Genomic DNA, 24,903 nt, shown 5'->3' with positions numbered 1-24,903 from the left:
ACGTGCTCGTACGACATAACACCAAGCTTCTCGAACAAGCGATCGATCTGCAGGTCAAACGGTCGGCCATTCCAACTCTGCAGGCAGAAGCAGCTGCGCACGATATGATCGCCCGCGCCAATGCATTTCGGCGAATGGCTACCGGCGCTGCCATCGCCGTGGCCGCTGTTGGGATCGGTGTAGGTGTATGGCTGGTCTTTGATCGCGACCGTTCGGTGAACCAACCGGAGCCGCCGATCGCCCAAAAAGAACCGTCAAACCCGAACGAGAACCAGCCAAAAGAGACGAAGAAACCAGAAGACAGAATTCCGCGTGACGGGGCAATCGCCGAGGAGGGAAAAACAGACAGGCCGAAGTCGCCGCCAAACGAGCAACCGCCACTGCCGCCCGCAGACCCAGCCAATCCAGATACGTTCGATTTCGTAAAGTTCGCCAATCGCCAAGTGACTTACGCTGGCAGCACTTGGCAACTCGAGTCCGGTCATCATTTTGACAGTGAGAAAGACCCAACTTGGGATACGGCTTGGTGCTATACGCGGGGGCTGGCCAACACCGGAGTCGAGGTTCAGGTACGGCTTGTCAACAGACCCTCGCCTACATCAATGCCGCAGGCGCCAGTGTCATCGATCGAGACACTCGCATCGGTGGGCCTTGACGACAATTCGGCGCGAGAACTCGCCAGCCGTTGCCTTTGGCTCGACGAGGCCAGTTTCGCGCCAAGCGATTTCAACATGGACCAGGAGCGGAAGGACGCAGCAACCGCGGCCGAACAACTTTTTGTGCAGGACGGATGGGACGCCATGGGAAACGATCTGCCGGGTATGCCCGCTTGGAATGTCTCGCTTGAACAGTGCCAGGCCCAATGCGAGGCAGATCGCAGCTGCTTAGCACTCACCTACGACAAGAAGCACGCCGCTTGTTTCATGAAAGATAATGCGTCGATTCTGGTTAGGAATCCTGACGCAGTGATGGCGGCGAAGGGAGCCATCAAGGCGAATCTCCAGTACTCTAGCCTCGTCTTCGCCAAGGACACAGTAGTCATTGGGGCCGCTTACGCGAATGTGCGGAGCAGCTATGCCGACTGCGTAGTGGCCTGCGCCGCTGACCAGAGATGTCTAGGCTTCAATTTTGACGGTCCGAACAAGATGTGCGCCATGCTCGACAGCGTGACATCATCGTCTCCTTTCAAAGGGGTGATGTCGAGCGTTAAAGCCACCCGCAGTTGAATATGGCACCGGGGCGTTTCGCAGTGGATCGGCGACGCCGTGATGATAGACATCACATGCCCTACGCACCAATCTGGCTTGCGTCGTTAGACGCCGTCGCGCTTTAAAATATCACTGATCTGCGTTGCCGCCCATGTGCCACCGCGAGCCGTAGGGATTCCACGCGCATTGAGAGCGGCGGCCGTTTTCCGCATTGATGTGCCCGTTGCCTGAATTTCTCTGATAATGGGCAGGACGTTGGATGCGAAGCCGTCGGCAATGGCCGTACGGCGCTCTGCAGCGGCTTCCTGAGCCTTGCGGATCTGTGGATTGCCGAGCTTTACGCCACGGGCTTTGACAGCTGCGAGCGAGTCTTTCGTGCGCTGTGAAATCATTGCGCGTTCCTGTTCCGCAACGGCTGCATAGATGTGCAGCATGAAAGGCGATACGTCCGCGCCCAGCTCTGCGACAATGAACGGCGTCCGCTTCGCCATAAGAGCCGAGATAAAGGCCACATCACGGGATAGCCGATCGAGCTTGGCGACGACAACAGCGCAATCGTTGCGCTCGGCATCAGACAAGGCAGCTGCGAGTTGGGGGCGCTTGTTCAAAGCATCCGCGCCTTTGCCTGTCTCGACTTCCTGAAATTCGGCGATCAGCTCTAAGTCTTCGGCTTCATGCCAATCGCAGGTTGTAAACCGCCCGTATTCCACTTTAATTCGGCGACTATGTCTCTGACAGACCCGGCGGCAGTTTAGGCAAGTATCCGTAGGCTCTAAGGCGCTTTTCGGCGCGGCTCAGTTCTTCGGGGGTAAACAATGCGCGCCATTTTGGATTTTCGACAACGACGGCCTCTACAGTCAAGTCAAGCCGCTCTCGCTGGTGGAGAGCAGTGTATCCATCTGATGGTTGAGTCGCGTTGATTAGAGTCTTGGCCGTCGCAAGCCCGTGGTTCCGGGTTATCATGCCTAGAAAGACTGTCGCGTTGTAATTTGCTTCGGCCTTCGCCCGCCGATAGATGTCGAACATCGCACCAGTAAACTGCGGATAGGGGTCAGCCGCCATGGTCGCTCTTCTTCAGCTTGTCGCCTTTGGTGGAGGAGACTTTGCCACCTTACCGACGACAAGAGCAAGCGAGACTTTCGCGATCGCGAAAACACGGGATATCAAGGCAAAGACCACGACCGGCCGATCAAGCCTGAGGCGGAGCATTTCGAGCATTGTCCCGTATGCGGGCAGGACTTCGACATGGGCGATCTTGGACAGGTGCTTCATCATGCGAATGCGGAGCATCAGCAGCTTGAGCCTGTTAGTTAAACGAGAGAAGGAAACTCAAGCACGCCATAGAAAGTACCAACGAGCGATGGCGTACCCTACCAAGCCCAACATTGAGAGCACATACAGAACCAGGAAAAACGGAACCACGGACGGTTGGCTGTCGAGGGCGGCGTCAGCTTCTTCCCATTCCCCAACCAGATTGCGATCCCGCCTGGCCTCCGTGACCGCCAAACCGTCCGGCCCAATTTTACCGTCGATCTCTCTCGAAATTCTTTTCTTGATATCGGCTAGGATCACTGGATCCTCGGGCAGGTTGCCCGGAAACCCCTCAGGAAGATTGTCGCCATCGTTCTTGTCCATGGCGCCAACAATGTTCTCTGCCTCACTTATGTTCCAAGTTTCTAATGTAAAATTTTGACCAAGACCCGATCCAACGGCGCCGGGAAGGGAAAGCGCGGCTGTCGGGGAACAACACAACCAACCCTCAACCAGCCACCCAGACAAGCAGTGCGACGCCGATGACGTAGGGAACCAGAACAACAGCCAACGCGATCCAAAAGCCTGGATCTGCCAAAGCGGCCATTTCGCTGAGAAGTTGCTTCATGCTGGCGAAACGCGCACCCGCGCCCTGGTGTTCCGTGCGAGTAATAAAGCCCGCGCCTCTGGCGGAGAGCGCGGGCCCGATCGGGTTGTTGCGGCCCGATCTGCAGCGGGCAACGGAGGTGCGTGCCCGCTGGTCACATACATCATTGGAAATCGCTGAAGTTCCAGGAAGGGATTAGGGCTCGCTATCGTTTTGGAATGGCGCAACCCTCCCATACAAACTCCAACGCAACAGACCCCACTCAATAAAATTTGAACGTTTCGGTTCCCGTGCACGGCGAAGCCAGCCCCATGAGGGGATTCGGTCCGATCCTCCACCGGACCTAAGTCTTATCTGTTCGCAAAACAGGCAAAGACGTATCGCCACTCGGAACCGCGGCTGCGCGCAGTCGTTGCTATGGTCCTTTCAACGTGCCGTTCGCTTGAACGCTGGTAGGAATACGGAAATGGAAGACAATCAGAATCGTTTGTCGGTCGACGAGTACTACGAGATAGAACATTTCGCGCGAGAGAATGGAATCTCGCCGAGCCAGGTCAGCAAGCTGATCAAAAAGAACGGCAATGATCGGTCAGCCCTGACAAAAGCCGCGAGGGCTCTGCGGGAGGGTAAGTGAGATATCGGACCGCCCGCCCCACAGACATCGGCGCAGATCGCGTCATGCAACGCTCGCAACTGAATGACCGCAAAAGGGTCGAACTCGGTCGTTCAGAGTGATTTGGGTTTTGGGGATGAGAGCGGCCGGCCATGAGAACTTCCCGAAATGTGAACGAGGGTGTCGGTAGCGCGCGCCTGATAGGGGGCCCCACAAGCCACCCCCACCCCCGCCACCGACGAACCCCGGCGGGGCGGGTGCCGGGGGCTACCAGCGCGACCCGAGCGGTGTCCGCGTTGCGGGCTCAGCGGCCTCTTGTTGCAGTTCTGCGGCGATTGGTTCGAACGTCGACGATGATGATTTGGCGTCGACCTTTCGTGGCGTGGTGCGCTCACTTCTCCTTGATACCAGCATCCGCGAGACGGCAGTGGGCGTGTAAGGCTTTCCGGCACCCGACAGATGCCGCTCTGCGTTCTAAACAGGTCCGGTTACTTCATTCGAACCTGTGCCACGCTGTCTCTGTAGTCCTCTTTCGGGTCGCCCATCCCGAGGAAAAGTTTCACCCCGGCAACGATGCTGGATGCATCTTTCCAGATTTCGGCGTCCGCAGGATCGAACCTGAGTAAGCACAGCTTACGATCTTCCTTGCCTCCTTCGAACCATGCGGCGACGAAGCGATTCCACAATCGGTCGATGACTGCCCGATCATCGTCGATCCTCAGTGTGCCTTCGACGGTGGCGAACAGGTCGTGTCCCTTGGCGGAGTAGACCAGTATCGCTTCCTTTGCAGATGCAACGGCCTCGGCCAAGTCGGTGTCCTTCGCTGTGAAGAAGTATATGACGTTGCGGTCACCATCGAACTGCGCTGTCATCGGTCGAGGGTGGACGCCCGGGACGCCGATCATTGCCGTCATGTCGGAACGGATCGAGTCCCAAAACTTGCTTTTGAATTCCTCATCGTTGTCGGGCATGGCTTCTCTCCTGTGAGAACGCCAAACGCCGCGCGTCTGCCGTGGTTCCAAGCGTCTGCAGGCAACAGGCAGAATCTGGCCCGCCGCAGATCAGGATGGCGTGACGACGAACATGGCCATCAGCAGGCTGCCTTGACGAGCACCCGAAATGCAGCCCCAATCGGATCACATCGTTCGTACGGGGATTCGCATGAACCGATTTCTCTTTGTGATCGCCGACTTTCTATCCCGATCGCCAGGTTTCTATGTGCTGATCGTCGCGATGATAGCCTGCACTGCGATGGTTCCGTTTGGGGGACGGCAATCGCCACCGCTGTTAGGGAAGCCTAAGGCCTAGCCGCGATATAACTTTTCAATGCTAAAGCGCGCCCGCACATACCGTCCCGGACTGTTCGCCCGACTGTTCTCCGGCGAGAACTGGAAACTGACACCCGGTCGGAATTCGGCAGCCGGTATCACCCTGGTATCTGGCAGCGAGACCGAGCTGGAATGCTTGGACGTCGTATCTGTCCAAACCGCCAAAGGCCTCCTGTGGCACGCCGTTGAAATCTGCTCGAGGACCAGGCTTGATCGGTTATCGGGCCTCAGCGGCAGCGCCGCAGACGAACTCGCGGCCGACATCGCGGCGTTCGTCAACGAATATCTGAGCGAAGTGATCCGTTCCGAAACTGACCAACTGCGCGAGATCGACGCGAGACTCGCCGCGGTCGTGACGGACAACCGCCGATACTTGGCGTACTCGGACCTCCGCAACGCAATAGCCGGCGTGCCGGGAAAGGTGGCAACGGCCCTCTCGCACCCCATGTTCGATCCAGGGCAGATGGCACAGACGCTCGAGGCCGTTTTGCCGGCCTCCTACGCCTTCCTCACCGATCCGAACGTGCGCCATCGCTACAACGAGCGGTTCATCGCCTCCGAACTGGCCGCTTTTGCGGCGTTCTTCGACAACCTGGACGGTCGGTCGCTGTCAGGGCAGCAGCGCGAGGCTTGTATTCGTCTCGAGGACAATAACTTGCTCATCGCATCGGCGGGATCGGGCAAGTCCGCCACCATGGTGGGCAAAGTCGCATATGTGCTCGAAAAGAAGTTGGCACGCCCTGACGAAATGCTGGTCTTGGCCTTCAACAAGAGCGCGGCGGACGAGCTCAGGGAGCGCATCGCCAGGCAGTTGAAGGTCGAACCCGACAAACTTGAATGTCGCGTGACAACCTTCCACGCGTTAGGCCGCGGCATCATCCAGGAGGTCGACGGGCGGCCGCCCCAGCTTGCCAACTGGGTCGAACATCCCGCGGGGGAAGCCAAGGCGATTGAGGAGATCATCGTTGAACTAGCCAGTTCCGACAGGGAGTTTACGCGACTTTGGGTTGATCTCCTGGTCGTGCATCCCAAGGCCGATATCCCCCGGGAAACGTTCGACAGTGAGGTTGACTACCAACGATACATTACGGAGCGGCGGACCAGGGGTAAGGCGACGATCGGCTCGCTGGCCGGGATTTACGTCAAATCGTTGCAAGAACAGTCGATCGCGAACTGGCTCTGGTTGAACTCGGTCGCGTTCGAATACGAACGACAGGTTGAGGTGCAGGATGCGGAAGGCGCCGTCCGCCATATTCATCCCGACTTTTACTATTCGGCGACCGGTACCGTGCACGAGCATTTCGCGCTCGACGCAAACGGCGTCTCACCATTCAAGGACTATGTCGACCACGCCGAAGCAAAGCGGCGGGACTATCAGGTCGGGCAGATCGATTTCTTCGAGACGCGATCGGCCCAGGCCACGGACGGCACGATTTCCGAGGTCATGCGCGAAGAACTAGAGCGGCGCGGGATACAGCTCGTGGCGAAGCAGTATAGCGATATTGCGAAGGCGCTGGAGCCAGTGGTGGTCAAGCACTACCACCAGCTCATAGGCACCTGCATCAAGCACATCCGGGCGAGTCATCTAACCCTCGATATGCTGCTACAGCGTGCGCAGTCGCTCCACGATAAGGAACGCGCGCGGATATTTTCGCGCGTCGTTTACAGGATCGCCCAGGCCTATTCCGAAAAGCTCGTGGATGCCGGACGGATCGATTTCGATTCCATGATCGCCGACGCGACGCAGCTGGTTGAGACGAAACGATACACCAGTCCGTACTCGCTGATCCTCGTGGACGAATTCCAGGACATATCTGGACCCAGGGCTAAACTCATTAAGTCGCTGCGAGACCAGAAGCCGTTCTCCAAACTCTTCGCCGTGGGCGACGACTGGCAGTCTATCTACCGTTTTGCCGGCTCGGATGTGACCCTCTTCACAAGGTTCGACGCGAACTTCGGGACAAGTTGGCAAGGCCGGCTCGAGCAAACCTACCGCTGCAACCAGCTGATCGCGGAGACGGCGGCGGGTTTCGTTCAACGGAACCCAGACCAGCTCAGGAAGTCGGTGCGGTCTATACGGCCCGCTATACCCAAATCGATCCGCGTCATCCCGATCGAGGGCGCAAAGGGGAGGCCGGACTTTGGCGCAGCCTGCCTGCGGCTGTTATCCCGGCTGGATGTGTTCCTGGGAAGCATCGCGGAGCAGTGGCGCGGCACGGCAAGGCAGAAGCTTAGAGTACTCGTTCTCTGGCGCTACAACCATCTCGATCCGTTCGCCGGCCGTATACCGGCATTCGCGCATATCGAGGTTTCGGCGCTTTCCTTCCACCGCTCGAAGGGCCTCGAAGCGGACTACACTATCCTGCTCGACATCAGCGAGGGCGACTATGGTGTTCCGAGCCGTGTCGAAGACGACGAGCTGCTGAACCTAGTGATTCCGAATCCCGAGACCTTCGCGTACGCAGAGGAACGACGCCTGTTCTACGTCGCCTTGACCCGGGCCAGCCGCGGCGTCTTCATGCTGGCCGACAGTGCCCGACCCTCGCGCTACATCCAAGAGCTCTGCGAGGTCGCGGGTGAGGAGATTCGCTTCGAGACCATCGACGGCCAAGCGCTACAGCAATGCCCGGCCTGCCGAGTTGGTCAGTTGGTCCAAAGGAAAACGAAGACCGGGCGCTCGTTCGTCGGCTGCAGCCAGTATCCAAACTGCAGGCACGTAGTGTTCTCCGGCAAGCAAAAGCAAAACAGATCGCGAGCGGCGCGGTGACCTACAGTTCAGTAGTGCTGGTCGCAGCAGACACAGCGCCCACCGCGTCTTAATCTCAGGTCAGTGCATCTCCAAGCAGGGAGCGGCCAACGTCCGTTTTCAGGCAACGTCAAAGTCACTTCCTACCGCCGATTCGCGGCGTTTGCCGCCCGGCGGCCATTGGGGCCGAAAGCGCCCCGTCAACTTGCGGAATGATGTGGCTTAGGAAGCGGCCGTTCCCCACTGGCCTCATCGACGTCGTCGGCGTTGCCCAGCCGCGGCGCACCGGAGCCGCTGTCGCCAGCCACTTTGATGTCCCGATAGTCAACCAAGTCTGCGATAAAATTCGCCTATCGAGTCGTGGCCAACACCGCTTATGTTCGTCGCCGGAGACCCAATGGTATTTCGATTCGTACATACGGCCGACATTCATCTCGACTCGCCGCTGCGTTCGCTGGCGGGGGGTAGATGTGGGTCCCACAAGCCACCCCCCGCCCCGCCGCCGACAAACCGCCGGGGCGGCCCTCGCCAGCGCGCTTGGCCGTCGCTGGTACTTTGTGCCAATTTAGCAACGGCAACTCTGCCGGCGGCAAGGAGGCGACATGGCGACGCCCGCCAGCGCCCAGTAAGCTGTCGCCCATGCGATTGTCGCCCCGAAGGGACGCGGACATTAACGACGCGGGGAGTCCTGCTTCACGACTAAGCGCGAGCGCCACAGCATTAACTCAGAAATGGCGAGATGTGGGCGCTTCTTGCGATCTTGCTAGAAGCGAAGAAGCCGCCGCTTTTGCAGCAACGCCTTTGGCAGAATCGAACCAGGCGATGATGGCAAGTTTCAAGAGTTCTTAGCTCGCTCAGCGCCCCCTCCGAGAACGACCGTCTACATAGACTTCTGTTGGTGGTGACGTTGAGGCGGCAATTGGGATTAGTAGAGCTATACGAGACAGCTGGTTCCACACTGCAATTGGCAGATACCTTCTTAAGCACAAAAGTTCTTCCCACTTCATCGTTGAGCGCGAACTGTTGCCTGGGCAATTATGAGTGCGGCGACCCTGGTATTTCTTGGAGGCAGGCTCAGGTACTTTGAGAGTGGCGCGAAGTTCGGCGTGCATCAATTCTCCTTCCGAGACCCGTCTCCCGACAATATCGGCCGCTCCCAAATTCTTTCCGCGAAGATCGCTCTCTACGTCGTCGAAGTGGGCATATCGCCAGATTTCCTAAGTGCCATTTTCGAAGAGGACGAGAATGAGACTTTGGTCCGTAAGTCTCGTTGAGAACACATGGGAAAAGGTTATATGAGGCGGCATCATGTCCAATGGGGCTGATCTCGTCGCGTCATGGGTCTGAAGCAGTTTTGGCGAAAACCACAGATGGATCATCTATAGAACGGAACATTGAAACAAACCGGAGCCGAAAAAGTCGGCCGGTTTCGCAAGCATTGCAAAGCGTGCGATAAGTGCTTGCCAGAAGCGGCCAACTAATGAACAATCATCGGCTATCGGGCCAGGCTTGAACCTTGACTCGTAAGCATCCGAGAAACCGTACATCCGCCTCGGCTTAATATAACGACACTCGACTCGACCTTAACTAGGAAGTGGGGTTTTTTAAATTCGATCGTCTTTAGCCTAAAGCGACTGAGCTCAGGGAGGTGGTAAAATGAATCGCCGTAGTACGTGTTTGTTGATGACGCGGGGCATTCTCTTTTCTTTTGTTTCGCTTGCGGCCCTGACCAAGAGAGCTGTAGCAACTGTGCCTGACAGTTCAATTGATGATACGTTTGCCCGGCTCGCTAACAACGAAGGGGAGCTCGAAGGTGCCAGAGCCTTCACCGAAACGGAATACAGGCAAATCGGTCCATCATCAAAACAGCGTAAGCGCAAGCCCTCCCTGCCGAGGCGGTGGCAATCCGATAAGCAAATGTCAAAGAGGTCGCAAGACCTTATTGTTCTGTTCGAGGTAACTGGCAAGACTCGTTACGAAAAGAAGTATAGGAATCCGATATGGCCGAAGGGCAAGTCCGGCATAACATTTGGAATCGGTTACGATATTGGCTATTCAAGTGAAAAAGACTTCGAGGCTGATTGGAGTCCTTTCATCGATCGGGCTTCAATTGATCAGCTTAGGACCGCTTGTGGGAAGCGGGGGAGTGCTGCCGCCGCAATCCTAAAACAGTATTTGAATATCGACGTGCCATGGGACCCGGCATATGATCAGTTTGTTTATGGACTTCGATTCTATGCCGGCGAAGTGATTGCGTATTTTCCTAACGCGGACCAACTCTCACCTGACTGCTTTGGAGCGCTCGTATCCTTGGTGTACAACCGTGGCAGTTCGTCAAAGTCAGCAAAAGGGGATCCAATTGATAGACGCCGGGAGATCCGCGAAATCAAGGAGTTGATGTTGAAATCGGACTTCGCATCCGTTCCGGAAAAGATACGTGAGATGAAACGGATATGGAAAGATGATCCCGACGCAAAAGGGCTACTCACGCGCAGAGAGTTGGAGGCGGCAATCTTCGAAAAAGGCCTATCTTGAGCGAAGTGCCTCAGTCGCACCTACGAAAATAAAGGGTGCCCACACAGACGGGTGAGCGTAGTCGGGGCGGGACGTATCCTCCATTAGCGCTTTCATGCCTTCACGGAGTCCTTCGGCTAAATCTCCATTCGTCAGTGCGCTAGTTGCTAATGTGACCGCTGCCTCTGTGTCTACGGCCCAATGGGACACTATTATCGACCTGGCGCCAGCATAGAAGAAGGCCTGAGATAAACCCGACAAGGCCTCCTTCCCTTGTTCAGATGTAGACGCGGTATTGCACGCGGACAACACAACAGCATCAGCGCTAAGATGAAGCTTGGCTACCTCCGAAGCTCGAAGTAGTCCGTCATCGGAGGAAAGGTCTCCATCAACTGGGGGGGTGAAGATCAACGAAGGCTCAGCGACGCGGTCTCCCATAGGCAAATCACTGGCAATTAAACCGTGTGTCGCAAAATGCACTATCCGATAGTTATCCAGTTCACCATCGCTGTCGAGCCGTAGCAGAGCTGCTTTACTCATTCGGTCGGCCAGAAACAAGGTGTCTTCGGTTACATTTAAGCTTTTTGCGATACAGCGCAGCTCGGTGGCCGTCTCGGGCAATCGGCACATAGATCGTACAGTCGTTCGAATCGCGTCCCGATCCCATGAAGTTTGGCCCGCCGCTTCCAATTTGTATGGTAGATTGCGCTTGGTTCGATGGGGCGCCTTCGGCTCTGTCAATGACTGCCTCCCCATAGTCTTTGGCGCGGGCGCCGGGCATTCAATCTGTTGCTCGTTGTCATCGCAGTTGGCCAGGGCCGGATCACCAAACCCTATGAAGGGGCGCATTCCTCGAGCGGGTGATTGCCGTACTCGGAGCCGCCCTAAGCTATTTATGGAAGGAAGAATGCTGATTGTGTAGTCGAGGCCAAGCCAATGTATTCCTTTGTATCCTTCGTATTTATCTGCAGTTTCACCTCCCGCATCCTGTGTCACGAGTACATGAAACGGAAGCTTTTGAAGCGGACCAGATGGCACAATGAGAAGCCGCTTACCTGTTATTATATCACCAAGGGGGGCGATTAGATTGGCATATAGTAAGTGACTGTAGTCGAATCTGAAGGGAAGAGGTTGATCACCTTCCGGACGAGCGCGATTTACCAGTTCCGCGCAACTGGAGCCGAGAATACGAGGTTGATCCCAGTATGTGTCGTCGAGCCCACATCTCAGCGACTCCACAATGGCGCGTACCGTCATTCCTCGCATATTAGACTTCACAAAAGCAAAGTTGTCTTTAGTCAATGCCAACATAAACACTTGATCGTTTAATCCTTCGCGATAGAGCGGAGTTACCACGAAAGCTATCAGAGCTTCATCTTCGGCTAACAGCTGCTTCTGAACGCGTTCGACTGTCAGCGGCGACGGGCTAATGTACTCGAAATACTTCGGCATTGCATCTCGAACACGCGTCCTCGCTACGCGAATTTGGTCAACCAAAGCCTCTTCGGCCATGAGTCGACCCCTTTGCTGCTCCTGATCAACCGCTACGTCGAGAGATACGTGGCTTTCAATAGCTTCCAGTCGCAGCCTTCTCAGTTGCACTTCCAAGTCCTGAAGACGGCGGACTTCGCGTTTCGCACCCTCTTCTACCACTGCATCTCTTCCAGCCATGAGACTGAGGGTGGCGGAAGCCTGCGAAATCTCAGCCCACTGCGAATTTACGAACGATTCGGCGAACATTTGCGAGAGTTTGCTTGGATCAGCACGTCCGATCTCGTAAGCGGCTTGAATTTCATGCACGAACCCGGCCCCTTGGCTCCATTGCTGAGCAGCTTCAGATGACGACGACACCGAATCCGGAGACAGCCAGGAACCGGTGATCTGGTCGATGGTAATTTTGTTTGCACTTGCGAACGCCTGATGTGCTTCCTTGTATTGGCCTCGAACAAAATGAAAGTCGCCAATGTGTCGAAATGTGAGCGCGACGTTAGGATGATCTTCTCCTAGCAAATGCCTTTTTATACTCAATGCACGATTGAGGGACTGAATAGCCTTGCCAGGCTGGTCCAGGTCATCGTACAGGCCCCCGAGATTCTCGACTGTCGAAGCTGTATAAAGGTGCTCAGGGCCCAACTTTCGTTCCCGTATATCCAGGGCCGCTAGATAGAGTCTTTCAGCATCTTGATAACGCTTTGCTTGTTGGTAAGCCGACGCAAGTTGATGAAGGGCTAGAGCGACAGCCGTGCCATCCGGGTCATAGAGCTTCTCCTTGATCTTGAGAGCTTCCTCCATGTAAGGAATAGCCTTCTTCGACTCTCCAAATGTTAGGTACATCTCTCCTACAACATGTTTTGCATTGGCCGCCTCTTTGCTAGTTTCGCCGAAAATTGCAGAGACTAACTTACTTGAACCGAGGATAGCCTGCTCCGCATTGACTTGCCGATGTTGGGACAAGTAAACTTCACCGAGACCACCGAGAGAATTCGCGTAATGTGACTTCGCCTCGTCACCTATTGGTCGCAATATATCCATCGACTCAATAAAGAGATTTTCCGCGTCTGGGTAACGCCCGAGCTCCTTCACAACAAAAGCGATATTTGAGAGACCTATCCCATAGGAGATGCTTGCTTTGCCATCTGCTAGCTCTATCTCAATTAGCGCATCTCTGTAGTATTGTTCCGCAGAGGAGAGCTGTCCAGACCGAGCCGACACTTTGGCAATTAGGCCTAATATCGTATACCGTGCTGCCTTATCCCTTAATTTTTGCTTTTCACTTATCTGAAGCGCCTCCCTAATTAGTTTCGAAGACTTGGCGTCCTCATCTAGATTTACCAGTGCAACAGCTCTCCTGGTCAATAACTCTGCCAACAGATTGACATCCAAATTGGGTGCATTTCTAACCTGCTCAATAGCAGCGGCGAATGTTTGTTCTGCTTTCCTATGCAGGTTGTGTTCTTCCTCTGCTATTCCCTTGTTAAGCAATTCAAGACCCTGCCCGCCGTCTAACTTGTCCACCAGCGAAAGCAACATGGGGGGGGCGGTGCCAAAACTTGGAGCAATCGTGACTGCTGTTGAAGAAGCCGCTTTTCCTGCAGTCCCGTCGTATCTTTCATCCGGAACATATGAGCCTGCCACCGCCGCCTCCACCCACGACGGCCGACTGTCGATCTCTTGCTGCTTCACTTGGTGGTCAGCGCCAGCGCTCGAAGACAGGAATTCCAAGGTGGCAACGAATACTAAAGTGGCACTAAAAACGAGGGCTCTCATTGTTGTCTCCGTTCGCGTTGCGGCGATCCGTTACTAAGTCATATCAGAAGTCGCGGCAGAAGGACAATTCCTCGGAGGGCGGTGTTTTCCACGTGCAAGAGTGTTGCTCAACCCAGAGTAGCGGATTGCGAAGACGGGCGTGCGCGCGCATCGACGATCGTAAGCCGCTTTCCACACGCCAGTCCGCGCGCCAGCCGAGTAGGGGCGGGATCTCATCCCCGAGAGCCTATGTGTCTTTGTAATTCGAAACTCGGGTTGGTGAGCGCTGCGACCATGCCTAAGTCTCGTTTTTTATTGTACTCTCTTTGTCCGTGTAGTCTACACCTCTTGGAACTAAGCATCGATCTGCAGCCCTACGGAAATCTCTAGTGGTTTACACCTGACATAAGAGTCGGGCTGGGGATTCCCTTTTGTGAGTGCGCATGCGAGTCTGGCGCATGCGTACAGGAATATTCCTCACCGTTTCTTCGATTGATCGTCAGCGTCTGGGCGCGCTGATCAGAGATCGCAATGCGCCGCAGAAGCACGTTTGGCGCGCCGAGATCATTCTGTTGAGCAGCGACGGCGTGGGCACCGTCGAGATCATGCGGCAAACTGGTAAGTCCAAGACCTGCGTGTGGCGCTGGCAGGAGCGCTTCGCCGCGGAAGGCTTCGAGAGACTGTTGCGCGACAAGACGCGCCCCTCGCGCATTGCCCCACTCGGACCTGAAGTCGCCGAGCGCGTGGTGGCACTGGCGTTGCAGGACCCGCCTTTGTATGCTCATTCGCAAACCGCATCACTTCGGCTGCCAATCTTGCTGGGCTGCCAGATCCGTATGCGTCGTAGATCTCGGGCTCTTCGATCGTTTCCTCGCCTTCGTCCGAGGGCTATAGCTCTTCCATCGTGTTTAGCGGCTGAGTGCTATCGATGACGTTAAGATGGGACTTTCTTGGTTAAATTAGGATACCCTGCGGATTTCGCAAAAGCCGGACAAGAGTTCCGTTGATTCCCGGACAGCAGTTTCGCTAATGCCGGGACAGTGTGGCGGTGTCGGTCCTCGGGTGCCTTGTTTGCGTTCATGTATGATTGATTTCGCCTTTTTGAGTGCCGGTCAAAGAGGGGCGCGGCTTTTTGCTTTCGCATGCTGTCGCCCTGGAGCACGATGCGGTGGGCGTTGTGAACGATCCTGTCGAGAATGGCGTCGGCGACGGTGGGTCGGCAATCAGCTCATGCCATCTGGCCACCGGGGCTTGGGCGGTGATGATGGTGGATTTGCGCCGATAGCGTTCCTCGACGATTTCGAACAGGTGGAAGCGCTGCTGTCGGTGAGGCTGTGAGTTCCAAAGTTGTCAAGGATGAGCAGTTGCGCGCGGGTGAGTTTGTCGATGAGGCGCGGGAAGCGGCCATCGAGGCGAGCGAGCGCAAGATCCTCGAACAGGCGCGGCACGCGCACATAGAGCACGGAATGATCGAGCCGTGCCGCTTGCCGGCCGAAGGCACAGGCTAACCATGACTTGCCGGTGCCGGTCTGGCCGGTGACGATCAGATTCTCATGCGCCTTCAGCCATTCACCCTGGGCGAGCGCCATGGTGTTGCGCCGGTCGAGCCCGCGCGACGCGGCAAAATCGATGTCCTCGATGCAGGCTTCGGGAAAGCGCAGCTTGGATGAGGCGAGCCGGTTCCTGACGCGCTTGTCGGCACGCATGGCGACCTCGCGATCGAGCATCAGGCCGAGCCACTCGTCGCGGCTGAGCTCATTGGCGCTGCTCTGTTCGGCCAGTTCGCGCCATGCCATCCCAGCAAGCCCGAGGGCTTGCATCTGATCAAGGGTGGGATTTGTCAGCATTCTTTCTTCCTTTCCTTCAATGGTAATAGGTGCTGCCGCGGATTTTGGCGTGCGGTGGTGTCGGCTTTGCCGGCTCTGCGGAGCGTCCGCTCGCAGGCCGCCTCGGTGCGCTCCCATCCATAGCGCGGCGAAAGCGACAGGATGCCCATGGCCGCGCGGTAGCCCTGTTCCGGATGCGGTCGGTCGCGCATCATGCGCTCGACCAGAATGGCGGCGTTGGGGCCGATTTTGGCGGCCCGGCCGATCAGGCTGGCCGGCGTCGTGTTGGCATAGCGCTGATGCGCCTTTGGCATGTGGGCGTTGACGGTGACATGGCCGGAGCGCTGCGAGCGGCGGACATGGCTGGCGACGCGCTGGTGATCGTGGGAGATCTCGACCACCCGGTGGGTGAGCCGCACCTGGACGCTGCGCCCGATCAGCCGGTGCGGCACCGGCCGCCGGCAACGGCCTCTAGGCCGCTCGCTCGATCTCCTCGAACAGTTCGCGGCGGCTTTTGCCGACGTGGCGCATCGGCCCGTTGTTCAGCTCCTCGAGCAGATCGGCGATCGCCGCATTGAGCTCAGCCAGCGAAAAGAAAGTCCGGTTCCGTAGCCGGGCCAGAATCCAGCACTCGACGATCAGCACCGCACCCTCGACCTTGCCCTTGTCGCGCGGCTTTCGGCTGCGGGTCGGCAAGATGGTGGTGTCGTAATGCTCGGCCATGGCGGCAAAGGTGGCGTTCAGCGTCGGCTCGAACCACAGCGCCTTGGCCACACCAGCCTTCAGGTTGTCGCAGATGACCCCGCCGAAGAAGCTGAGCGCCCGCACCTGGCCGTCAATCCAGTCGGGCAGCTTCTGGCTGGAGCTGGCAAAGGCGAAGGTCAGATTGGAAGCGCCCAGCACCACGACAAAAACTGCGCCGGGAAAATGACGCCGCTAACAGGGTCGACCCACCGGCACCGTCTGCCCGGCATAATCGGTCTGCATCACCGCACCCGCCGCATGCGGATTGCGGAATGTCGCGCTCGTCCGGCGCTCGAAAGCGGCGAAGTGCTCGCAGAACCAAATGTAGCCGTAGCCGTCGGGACGGGCGGCACGATACTCCTGCCACAACAGCGTCAGCGTCAACCCCTTGCGCTTCAGCTCCCGGGCGATCAGCGCAAAGTCCGGTTCGCTCAGGTCGCGTGGCGAACGGCCGGCACGGCCAAACAGCAGCCGCTCAGTCGCTTCGTCGTGGCCCGGCGGCAGCCAGGCCTCCCGCGCCCGCAGCAAATAAGTCGATACTGTCGTCTTGCTGATCTTCAGCCGTTCCGACACTTCACGCACCGAAAGACCCTGCTCATGGGTCAGGCGCAAGATCGCTCGGATGTCCCTCACTTTCGTTCGTCTCGCTTGCTTCCGTCTCGGCATGGCCCTCTCAACGTCATCGTGAGAGGCCAAACTGCCAGAACGGCGCAGCCGAGAACCGACCGCCAAATCCGCACCCGAAAACTGTCCGGGATTTAGCGGAATCGCTGTCCGCGAATTACTGAAATCACTGTCCGGGATTTAGGGAAAAAGGTGTCCGGGAATTACTGAAACACGCAATACCCTCAGGACACCTACGAAGGAACATTGCGCTTCGAAGACCAGCACTCTCATCGCGGCATTGGGATGGAAGGCAGGGGATCAAGCCGATGCAGGCTGGCGTCCCTTTCGGGCCTGGGATCATGAGCATGAACTGCCGCATGCCATGTCTGCTCAACCGCTCGCGAGGCGGTCCGAGCTTGGTATAACTGATCGGAGCCTAAACACCTTAACACCGCTACCTTTCCGACAATTTCGGGCCGCGGCGCGCGGCCCGATCCCGCACAGGCACACCAACGACCTCCCAGATACTGCGATCGCCCAATTCCCAACCCAGCCGCGTCGGTCATTGCTGTGCTGGTCAAGTTGACAGAATGGCGAGCTATCGCGACCCGCTTACGGAGGCTGCTAACACCCCCAAAGGGTACTCTCCGTCGGCACCCGCACGGCTCGAACGCCGACAAGGCTTTAGTTTGGCTGATCAGGCTCATAACGGGGTAGCATCCGCGGAACGATGTCCGCAATTTCGGTCATGCTCAGCGTCAGACTGGATCCGCCCAGAAGATCGTTGAATTGGACGCTGAGGTTGTCCGGCACCATGCACGCAGCACCCTCGAGGCGGCCAGTGGCAACCTTCTGGTAGTAAATCTTGCCAAATGTCTTTCCGTTAACATTTCTGAACCTCGGAGTGAGCTTGCGGAGTTGATGAACGCGAATGGCCAGATCTCCCGCTTCACCGCAATCAAATCTAAGTACACTTTCCATCTTCAATGGAGCTCCCGATTTGATAATTGTCGCGGCCCCGAAGATCAGGCCGGGCGCCTTAGTCGTTTCCACCGCATCAACCCAAATCGCTGAAGCTTTGGGAATGTCCAAAGCGCGCCCGTCTAACACCCGATCCGCGCGCTTCTCGTCCAAATCCGAAGCTACGACCAAACGCTCCTTTATCTGCCAGGGCCGGAGGTTTCCACCAGCCTCTGAGTCAACCAATGCAGCGGCAAACGACACTAGGGGTGCTGATAGCGATGTCCCATGCCATCTTCCCTCAAAAAACCTTGTTGTTGCCGGTTCGAACGACAATACCGGAACGCTGCACCCGGGAGCTGCGATATGCACGAACTCACTGTTCCAATTCGAGAAAACCGGGACGTCGCCCTCTCCGTCTAATGCCGCCACCGCAAGGACGTTTAAGTGATCTCCATAAACGGCCGGGTAGGTTACTGTGGTCTCCCGCCCAATCTTTCCATCTCCATTCCCTGCGGCAACCACGAACAGGATATCAGATTGCTCTCCGAACCCATCTTGTTCCATCTCCGGGATGGTAGACGCAGTCTTGATACTCAAGTTCACAATCCGAGCGTCAAGATCCTTTGCAGCCTTCAGCACCGTGTCAAATGCATTCTGCTGGACAATACGCTGCAATCCGGACTTTCTTTCGTTTGTCTGAGGATTGATAAATTCACTCTCTTTAACATCATAAATGCGAACTGGCACAACCATGACCGGCGAACTCTTCATGAGCGCCTGAAAGCGACCAAATGTCGGACCTCCAAGGACCAGAGATGCTACTTGGGTGCCATGACTCATCTTTTCGTCTGGCCAATAAACGGGTTGAACGCGATTAGCGAACTTCCGCTCGTTGCCATCTCTGGGGTAGGGTACTACCGCCCAGCTGAAGATGCTCTTTCCAACTTGGTAGAGGCCGCTGTCGGCGATGATAACACGAGTTTGAATGCGCTTTGCACGCCCCTCATCCATGACTATCCGATTCACCTGCAATGCATCCAGTAAGCCTTGGACTGAATATGGATAGTTTTCGTAAGAGGCGGGTCTAACACAATCGGCGTCTTCGGACTGCAACTCGAAATCGGTGAGCGACAATTGCGGTGTAATGCCGAATTGAGGGGCTAGTTTCTGTGCCAAATGAACCGTGCCACTAGCAGGAGCAAGTGGGACTAAAATGCGATCCCCTATAGCAAGAGCTGTGGGATTCTTTCCTGGATTAAGTGCCTTGAATGCCTCAACGAATACTCCACTGTTGACGGCATCCCCTTCTACCGACCCTGGGGGAACTTCGAAAAACTGCCAGCGAGGTAATCCGCCCAAAAGGACATCAGGTTGCGACTTGAATATGCTCCAAAGGGTATCACCGCTCCGAACGAGCGTCGTTTCATACCAAACCGTGTCAAGGGAACAAAGGGGAATGGCGATTTCTTCTCCGCCGACCATTGGTTCGTCGAAAGACGGATCAGGGATACCGGTAGATTCGGATAAAGCCTCAAAATATCTTTCCGGCTCTGGCCCACAAACACGATCAACTAGCTCTCGCAAAGTTTCTTCAGGATTGGCGCTAACTTTTAGAACGGAGCCTTCGACGATCCCATCGTCAGGGATCTTGTAGGTCCCGACTTGCGTCATCACATCAGAGAAGGTGTCTGGTTCGGGTGTGATAACGTCTAAGATCGCGGATCCTGCAACGGCTTTACATCCTTCAGCGCCCTCAGACACACCACAGATTGGGCTTTCGTGACGAATAGATAGGCCACGCGCCCATTGCACAAACGACCTAGATGAAGTGAGGGAAATGTAGGAGCGTTCTTGTAAATCAGACTGGGAATTGACCCCAACTAGGCGCTTAGGTCCCGCGTCCCCCGCGAGGAAGACGCCGCCCCCTCCGTCTCCAAAACACAGCGCATCACCTGTCAACTGAGCTTGGCCAGCGCCCCCTTCGTCGGGCAATGAACTGATTGTAGCCCTGCCCACCCCGAAGATGCCATAGCTGGAATCGTACCCTCCGGCTGCCTGGCATCCGAAGCCAGTTATCTGGACTGTAAGGCCCAGCGACAATGTACCAGGCGCCGTGTCCACACGGGGGAAATCCGACAAGGGCAGGTCTGCCCTCGTGAAACACAGGGCAAAGTCGGCTTCGCGCCTTGAGCCGTAATCAGGATGCAGTACGCATCTCTCTATCGCGTACTGCCGCGGGCCGATCCCTACATAGCCGGGTCGATCTGTGGCGCCTATGCAAAACGCGGCGGTGAGGAGGACGCGAGGCCCCACGGCAGTGGCACTGCATGCCCCCTGCGCCCCGCGGAAGATAACTGCCGCAAATGCATCCTCTTTCTCAGCGGGTACTCGTCCGCCATTTATAATCGCTGTAGCGGGGCGTGTGACGAATACTAAGCTGACAGCTACCAGCACTCTCAAGAGGATGCGCACGTTGAGCATCGGCTCGCCCCTTAGTCAAACGTCATTGCTCTGAGCACCCAGCAGAATTTTGCGTAAGTCCGCAGATTTCTACTTCATTGTTCACCGCCCAGTCTTCAGCCCAAGCCAAAAATATCGGGGAACTGATCGTCGAAAGGAAGGACCGGTTTTTTATGTTACCTCGCGAATTCACTGCAAACAGCAGCCTACTCACATCATCACCGACGTAACTCCCGCCTCCACTATCTCCGAAGCACACTGCTGCGCCTCCCTCTGTTACAGTGTAGAGACCGGGTCCTGGCATCTTCACCACCTTTGCTGTTCCACCGTAAAGGTGGCCAAACGTCTTATCTACTCCGCCTATCGTCAGGCAGCCATAGCCAAGCAGCTGTACCACAGCATCGAGCTTCGGAACCGAGGGGTCAACGTTCAGGACTTCAAACGGTAACACCGGCATCTGCCCCTCGGTTAAGCAAAGCGCGAAGTCTGCTGAATAGCTTTGTGGTGGTCGATAGTGAGGGTGGTGGTAACAGGCAAGGCGAATAGACTGCCCCTTTACACGAGCAGCGCCGGTGCCACCGTTATCGACGCAATGAGCGGCAGTGATTATGACGCGATCGCCAATGGCGGTAGCGGTGCAACCGCCTCCTCCTCTGTTTCGGAAGACAAGGGTGGCGGGCCATTTGGCGGGATCCATCTTCTCACCACCGATCACCTGATCCTGTACATCGGGTGACGGTAGACTTTCCAGGGTCTCTAACTCTATCTCCTGGGCCAGCCCAGCCGACACCCCCGCTAAAAACAAAACTGAAAAGGCGATATATTTAAGTGACATTGGCTCCTCCCAGCTATCAGGCTTACACGCAACCAAGGCGACATCATTATTGGCAATCGTCGGTTCCCCGCTGGAGACTCACCGCAACGTCTGGGGGAAAAAAGTGTTTGTGCTCCGCCTTGGCAGCCTTCTGCTGCTGCGCACTAGAGAGAAAGAATACATCGTTTGTCCCTATACCCGCGGCCTCAAACTGTTCTCGCAACCTGTCGAACGAAAATGTGTGTGCAGGCGGATCAGTATGGGCCCCGGCGATACCGCGATCAACATGCCTATGTGAGGTAACATTCATAGCGCCATATATCTGCTTGGCCTTCTTATAAAATTCAATAACCCCTTTGTACTGCGCATCAGTTGCCGCAACAGAGTTCCTCTCGGAGCAAAAGTAATGCATCTCCACATTAATAAATAGCGGCCGAGCCTTAGTCGCAAGTAGTGGACAGTACGGCGTTGATTCTGTTCTGGTTGCAAGTTCCCGCCTATCCGAAAGTTCCACCACCTCCAAGAGTTCACCCTTCGAATTCACCCAGACATAGCCTTTGTTTCTTTTGCCAGAGCTCCTAAGGTTCCTGACAGCCTTGGCAATTTGTTCGTCGCTCGCCTGGAACGCAGTGCAATGAACTACGAACCACGGCGTGCCAACCGCTGTGGGTGGCGCCGCGCCCTCTTCATCTGGCTGGCTCGGCTGTGCATCTGTCTCTGGCTCAGATCCGACGGGCACGCCCTCGATGATATCCGACAACGGAGCAGCACGGAGTTCATCTGCGGCAACGGGCAGAGGCGGCAACTTCACGTGTTCAGGGGCCCCCACGATGTAGAACGACGTCTCCGATATCTCCCCTGGCGATCCGAAATTAACATTGGGCTGGCCTAGCGCGCTTACTGCCTGCGGCGCCTCAGCCGACAGTTGCTGCTCCGTTGGAACCGCGAACTGCATTCCGTTGAGAACACGTGTGTCATTGCACTCGGTAGCAAACAAGACTCTGCAAACGCCATTGATCGTCGAATCCCCACTCCCTTCGAGTGTGACGAACTCGTCCTGTCTTGGATGGCCGGGAGCGAAGATGATTTGGATGAGAACCAGATCATCTTCACTTTCCGAGACCAGCAAAGTTGCATCGATGCTTTCGGGGGTGTCCGCCTCTCGCTGAGAGAGGTCAACAGTTCTACTAAGCAGCCGGGCCACAAGGCCCTGCCTCCCAAACACCGTTTCATGCACCGGAGGGGAGGAAAATCCCCCGGGTCCAAAGATATTGATATACGTGGAGCCGTAGTTTAACTCGATGTGTTCCTCGGAAGCGCGCGAACTGGCAGGAAAGAGAAGCAGACCCAACACAAGTAGGACCTGTCTTTTCATAAGCCACCTCCACTCCAAGCACATGAGGGACCATTCTTGACGCATCGTAGATGTATACCACAGACTAGGTGTTTAGTCCCGGCATTTGATGGGTGGGATCGAGTCGGAACCGTTCGGGCTCTTTTGCCCAGATTTTGCAGATGAATTCGTAGGGTGTGAGGCCCTTGAGGGTCTTAAGCCGGCGCGCGAAATTGTAAGCTAAGATGAAGTCGGCGAGATGCCGGCGTCTGGGACGTGATGCTGGCAGCCCTTGCCGAAAGCGACGCAGCCGACACCACCATGCGGATGATCGACAGCACGATCGTGAGGGCGCACCAGCACGCAGCCGGCGGAAAAGGGGGATTCACAGAAAACGCTATTGGCCGTTCGCGCGGTGGGCTCACGACCAAGCTTCATACCCGAACGGATGCGCAGGGCCTCGCCATCGGCTTCTGCCTGACGCCTGGCCAGGCGTCTGACATGGCCGCCTACGAGGATCTGATGCAGCAAGAGGCGCCCGATCCATCCGCGATGCTGTTCCTCGTCCGCAGCAGGTGGAACAACTGAGCAATTGAACTGGTCATGTCTAGATCTGCCGGTCGCCGCGGTATGAACGATCCCGCGGGCGACCTGGTCTGGCGCTGTTCTCGGGGGCTTTCCGATATAAGGCGGTGCCTGACGCCGGCAGCCGACGCGTCACCGCTCATTCACTTACAAGCTAACTGCGTTTCGCTCCGATATCACTTTGCTCGAGCAATGGCATCGAAAACATATTGCTTGGCTCTGCGCACGCTTGCTTCCAGACACGCCCCAAGGGCAAGAAGGCTGGCGATGGCGCTTGCATTCCTTTGGTTCGAAGCGATCGATCGCGAGGCGCACGGCGTCCCACAGTTCTGGAATGGATCGCGCGGCGCCGGCCACCTTGTGAGCCGGGAGGTTGTCCATCACGATGACGTCGCCGGGCTGAAGCGTCGGCGCAAGGACGCGGCGCAGGTAGACCAGAAACGCTTCGCCATCCATCGCACCGTCGAGAAGCCAGGGAGCGGCGATCCCGTTGAGGCGCAAGCCCGCCGTGAAGGTCGTGGACTTCCAATGCCCGTGAGGCACGGCCGCCCGGCAACGTTCGCCGCGCGGCGCGCGACCCCGAAGCCGCGCCATCCTAGTATTGAGGCCACTTTCGTCGATGAAGATCAGGCGGCTCGGGTCGAGATCGAGTTGTCGTCGAACCAGTCATCTCGCGCCGCCAGAACGTCCGGGCGCTGCTGTTCGCCGCGTGCGCCGTCTTTTTTATACGTGATGCCACGCTTTGCGAAGAACTCGTGGATAGTCGTCACGCCAGCTTTGATGCCGCGCTCGGCCGCAAGGCGCTCGGCGATCTCGGCAAGCGTGATGTCCCGCTCGGCCGCAAGGCGCTCGGCGATCTCGGCAAGCGTGATGTCCCGCTCGTCGGTCTCCACCAGGGCAAGAATGAACGCTCGCGCCGCCTCCCGGTAGACAGACCTTCCTCTATCGCCTCGACCACACGCTTTCGCAAATCCACGCCGTAGGCTCGCGCCATGCCGTTGCTCCTCCCGCAAATCAATTCGATCAGGGAATCAGAACAAGCCACTCAACGCAAACCCGCGACTCCGAATTTCGCAAAACCGCTCTAGTATCCCGCCTCGAGCCGACTTGACAGGAGATCCCAGTCCGCCCAGCCTATTCCGCTCGAACATATTGGAAGCCCTCTCCATCTTGGACTTCCTTTGCCGAGAAAAGTCGGTTCACATCAATATGCAGAGGTGGGTAAAGCCCAGTAATATTCGGTACACCAAATGTAGCTCTGTGAGTATACTGGTGAAGGATGCACTTGTTTCCACCTGATGATGACAGACAAATACGTTGCAACTGCTTACTTGACTTCAGATCAAAATCACTCGCGTCACCGCGGGTCCGTGCCAGCCAAACCGGCATTCCGTGTATAACCGCATGGTCACTTGGAAATGCAAATTGAAGATAGCTAGTGTAGATATCGGGAAATGTGTAGAAGATAATCTTGGCGTCAGGATATGACGATTTGACAGTCTTAACCCAAGAAGCCAACATCGCGGCGTAAAATCGGCCAAACGATATTCTTTGATTTGACGTCGATCTTACTTTGAAATACTCCTCTACGTCGAGAACGATAAGCTTACCTTTCAACCCAGACAGTTCCGATGTTCTCTCTGTAGGAGATAGAGCAGATTCATATTGTGATATGAATCTTGCCGCCTTGGTTTTCCCCATGTTCTCCGCAATGCGGAGGAGTCCGGCGCCCCTATTTTCCTCAGACGTCGCTTGCAGCGAGAACTCCTTTGGTCTCCTCGTATAGTCTTTTCCTTCACCGCTAACAACGGACAGATAATGGTAGGGAATTACTCTAATATCCCTGCCGGCCAGTTCTGTTTTGTGGATCTTGAAACGCTTATCCATCTTAAGAATCGCAAAACTCGCACCACACCGTTTTAGCTCGCCGTAAAGTATCCGGTCATTGTGGTGTGAGAGGTCAACGCCATGTTCGATCTTATGAAGCCCACTTCCATTGCGTAGTTCGAGGAAGCCATCCAAGATCGGCCCGCTATCCGTAGTTCCCCAAACCTTGGGG

Annotated in this window: 14 protein-coding genes and 7 pseudogenes; 7 read left to right on the top strand and 14 right to left on the bottom strand. The window is 56.4% G+C overall.

Going from position 1 to position 24,903, the window contains the following annotated elements:
* Nucleotides 1-2: 2 nt before the first annotated feature.
* On the top strand, nucleotides 3-1,226 hold the full coding sequence (locus BQ8794_RS28110; protein ID WP_077381889.1) for a PAN domain-containing protein: 1,224 nt from the start codon (nucleotides 3-5) through the stop codon (nucleotides 1,224-1,226).
* 86 nt (nucleotides 1,227-1,312) lie between these two features.
* Here the strand turns inward: BQ8794_RS28110 and BQ8794_RS28105 are convergent, their stop codons facing one another.
* The 3 genes from BQ8794_RS28105 to BQ8794_RS28090 all read right to left on the bottom strand — a co-directional run bounded on the left by BQ8794_RS28105 (nucleotide 1,313) and on the right by BQ8794_RS28090 (nucleotide 2,843).
* On the bottom strand, nucleotides 1,313-1,918 hold the full coding sequence (locus BQ8794_RS28105; protein ID WP_244555127.1) for a recombinase family protein: 606 nt from the start codon (nucleotides 1,916-1,918) through the stop codon (nucleotides 1,313-1,315).
* A 13-nt stretch (nucleotides 1,919-1,931) separates the two neighbouring features.
* Nucleotides 1,932-2,270 carry a hypothetical protein gene (locus tag BQ8794_RS28100; protein WP_077381885.1) on the bottom strand — a complete coding sequence of 113 codons (339 nt, stop codon included), beginning with the start codon at nucleotides 2,268-2,270 and terminating at the stop codon, nucleotides 1,932-1,934.
* A gap of 267 nt (nucleotides 2,271-2,537) precedes the next feature.
* Nucleotides 2,538-2,843, bottom strand: coding sequence for a hypothetical protein (locus BQ8794_RS28090; protein ID WP_077381882.1), 306 nt, complete (start codon nucleotides 2,841-2,843; stop codon nucleotides 2,538-2,540).
* A gap of 689 nt (nucleotides 2,844-3,532) precedes the next feature.
* On the opposite strand from BQ8794_RS28090, the gene BQ8794_RS28085 reads away from it, so the two are divergent.
* Nucleotides 3,533-3,700, top strand: coding sequence for a DUF3606 domain-containing protein (locus tag BQ8794_RS28085; protein ID WP_077381880.1), 168 nt, complete (start codon nucleotides 3,533-3,535; stop codon nucleotides 3,698-3,700).
* 467 nt (nucleotides 3,701-4,167) lie between these two features.
* Here BQ8794_RS28085 and BQ8794_RS28080 read toward each other — a convergent pair whose 3' ends face one another.
* Nucleotides 4,168-4,650 carry a pyridoxamine 5'-phosphate oxidase family protein gene (locus tag BQ8794_RS28080; RefSeq protein ID WP_077381878.1) on the bottom strand — a complete coding sequence of 161 codons (483 nt, stop codon included), beginning with the start codon at nucleotides 4,648-4,650 and terminating at the stop codon, nucleotides 4,168-4,170.
* A gap of 190 nt (nucleotides 4,651-4,840) precedes the next feature.
* Here BQ8794_RS28080 and BQ8794_RS37495 point away from each other — a divergent pair.
* From BQ8794_RS37495 to BQ8794_RS28060, 3 genes and pseudogenes are all read left to right on the top strand, one after another.
* Nucleotides 4,841-4,945, top strand: a pseudogene (locus tag BQ8794_RS37495) (low affinity iron permease family protein); the annotation flags it as partial.
* Between the two features lie 60 nt (nucleotides 4,946-5,005).
* The gene (locus BQ8794_RS28070) at nucleotides 5,006-7,774 is read left to right on the top strand and encodes a UvrD-helicase domain-containing protein (RefSeq protein ID WP_077381876.1); all 2,769 of its coding nucleotides are present in this window, start codon (nucleotides 5,006-5,008) and stop codon (nucleotides 7,772-7,774) included.
* A gap of 1,635 nt (nucleotides 7,775-9,409) precedes the next feature.
* On the top strand, nucleotides 9,410-10,288 hold the full coding sequence (locus BQ8794_RS28060) for a lysozyme family protein (RefSeq protein WP_143744730.1): 879 nt from the start codon (nucleotides 9,410-9,412) through the stop codon (nucleotides 10,286-10,288).
* Here BQ8794_RS28060 and BQ8794_RS28055 read toward each other — a convergent pair.
* Nucleotides 10,280-13,534: a CHAT domain-containing tetratricopeptide repeat protein gene (locus tag BQ8794_RS28055; protein ID WP_077381870.1), complete on the bottom strand. Its 3,255-nt coding sequence runs from the start codon at nucleotides 13,532-13,534 to the stop codon at nucleotides 10,280-10,282. The two genes, BQ8794_RS28060 and BQ8794_RS28055, sit on opposite strands and share 9 nt — an antisense overlap.
* 437 nt (nucleotides 13,535-13,971) lie before the next feature.
* On the opposite strand from BQ8794_RS28055, the pseudogene BQ8794_RS28050 reads away from it, so the two are divergent.
* Nucleotides 13,972-14,274 (top strand): annotated as a pseudogene (locus tag BQ8794_RS28050) (helix-turn-helix domain-containing protein); the annotation flags it as partial.
* A 371-nt stretch (nucleotides 14,275-14,645) separates the two neighbouring features.
* Here the strand turns inward: BQ8794_RS28050 and istB are convergent.
* From istB to BQ8794_RS28020, 7 genes and pseudogenes are all read right to left on the bottom strand, one after another.
* Nucleotides 14,646-15,360: pseudogene (gene istB, locus BQ8794_RS28045) on the bottom strand (IS21-like element helper ATPase IstB); the annotation flags it as partial.
* A 16-nt stretch (nucleotides 15,361-15,376) separates the two neighbouring features.
* Nucleotides 15,377-16,749: pseudogene (gene istA, locus BQ8794_RS28040) on the bottom strand (IS21 family transposase).
* A gap of 624 nt (nucleotides 16,750-17,373) precedes the next feature.
* Nucleotides 17,374-19,323: a S8 family serine peptidase gene (locus BQ8794_RS28035; RefSeq protein WP_244555126.1), complete on the bottom strand. Its 1,950-nt coding sequence runs from the start codon at nucleotides 19,321-19,323 to the stop codon at nucleotides 17,374-17,376.
* Nucleotides 19,324-19,509: 186 nt separating this feature from the next.
* Nucleotides 19,510-20,133: pseudogene (locus tag BQ8794_RS37490) on the bottom strand (trypsin-like serine protease); the annotation flags it as partial.
* Nucleotides 20,134-20,155: 22 nt separating this feature from the next.
* A complete protein-coding gene (locus BQ8794_RS28030) occupies nucleotides 20,156-20,947 on the bottom strand; it encodes a trypsin-like serine protease (protein WP_077381866.1) in 792 nt (263 codons plus the stop codon).
* Between the two features lie 46 nt (nucleotides 20,948-20,993).
* A complete protein-coding gene (locus BQ8794_RS28025) occupies nucleotides 20,994-22,301 on the bottom strand; it encodes a hypothetical protein (protein WP_143744729.1) in 1,308 nt (435 codons plus the stop codon).
* A 64-nt stretch (nucleotides 22,302-22,365) separates the two neighbouring features.
* Nucleotides 22,366-22,527 (bottom strand): annotated as a pseudogene (locus BQ8794_RS28020) (IS481 family transposase); the annotation flags it as partial.
* 11 nt (nucleotides 22,528-22,538) lie between these two features.
* On the opposite strand from BQ8794_RS28020, the gene BQ8794_RS36850 reads away from it, so the two are divergent.
* Nucleotides 22,539-22,847, top strand: a complete 309-nt coding sequence (locus BQ8794_RS36850) for a transposase (RefSeq protein ID WP_077381862.1) — start codon at nucleotides 22,539-22,541, stop codon at nucleotides 22,845-22,847.
* Between the two features lie 264 nt (nucleotides 22,848-23,111).
* On the opposite strand, the pseudogene BQ8794_RS36840 reads toward BQ8794_RS36850, so the two are convergent.
* Nucleotides 23,112-23,838: pseudogene (locus BQ8794_RS36840) on the bottom strand (IS630 family transposase); the annotation flags it as partial.
* A gap of 140 nt (nucleotides 23,839-23,978) precedes the next feature.
* The gene (locus BQ8794_RS28005; RefSeq protein WP_174654545.1) at nucleotides 23,979-24,866 is read right to left on the bottom strand and encodes a glycoside hydrolase family 25 domain-containing protein; all 888 of its coding nucleotides are present in this window, start codon (nucleotides 24,864-24,866) and stop codon (nucleotides 23,979-23,981) included.
* Between the last annotated feature and the right edge of the window lie 37 nt (nucleotides 24,867-24,903).

This window comes from Mesorhizobium prunaredense, from assembly GCF_900156895.1.
GTDB classification, from domain to species: domain Bacteria; phylum Pseudomonadota; class Alphaproteobacteria; order Rhizobiales; family Rhizobiaceae; genus Mesorhizobium; species Mesorhizobium prunaredense.
The sequence above is the reverse complement of the archived record's forward strand: the minus strand, read 5'-3'. Positions and strand labels throughout refer to the sequence as shown.

What these genes read in the sequence shown, in the direction of transcription:
- BQ8794_RS28090 (WP_077381882.1), bottom strand. Translation starts at nt 2,843, where the DNA reads ATGGACAAGAACGATGGCGACAATCTTCCTGAGGGGTTTCCGGGCAAC.
- BQ8794_RS28085 (WP_077381880.1), top strand. Translation starts at nt 3,533, where the DNA reads ATGGAAGACAATCAGAATCGTTTGTCGGTCGACGAGTACTACGAGATA.
- BQ8794_RS36850 (WP_077381862.1), top strand. Translation starts at nt 22,539, where the DNA reads ATGCTGGCAGCCCTTGCCGAAAGCGACGCAGCCGACACCACCATGCGG.
- BQ8794_RS28080 (WP_077381878.1), bottom strand. Translation starts at nt 4,650, where the DNA reads ATGCCCGACAACGATGAGGAATTCAAAAGCAAGTTTTGGGACTCGATC.
- BQ8794_RS28060 (WP_143744730.1), top strand. Translation starts at nt 9,410, where the DNA reads ATGAATCGCCGTAGTACGTGTTTGTTGATGACGCGGGGCATTCTCTTT.
- BQ8794_RS28100 (WP_077381885.1), bottom strand. Translation starts at nt 2,270, where the DNA reads ATGGCGGCTGACCCCTATCCGCAGTTTACTGGTGCGATGTTCGACATC.
- BQ8794_RS28035 (WP_244555126.1), bottom strand. Translation starts at nt 19,323, where the DNA reads ATGACGCAAGTCGGGACCTACAAGATCCCTGACGATGGGATCGTCGAA.
- BQ8794_RS28055 (WP_077381870.1), bottom strand. Translation starts at nt 13,534, where the DNA reads ATGAGAGCCCTCGTTTTTAGTGCCACTTTAGTATTCGTTGCCACCTTG.
- BQ8794_RS28070 (WP_077381876.1), top strand. Translation starts at nt 5,006, where the DNA reads ATGCTAAAGCGCGCCCGCACATACCGTCCCGGACTGTTCGCCCGACTG.
- BQ8794_RS28025 (WP_143744729.1), bottom strand. Translation starts at nt 22,301, where the DNA reads ATGAAAAGACAGGTCCTACTTGTGTTGGGTCTGCTTCTCTTTCCTGCC.
- BQ8794_RS28030 (WP_077381866.1), bottom strand. Translation starts at nt 20,947, where the DNA reads ATGTCACTTAAATATATCGCCTTTTCAGTTTTGTTTTTAGCGGGGGTG.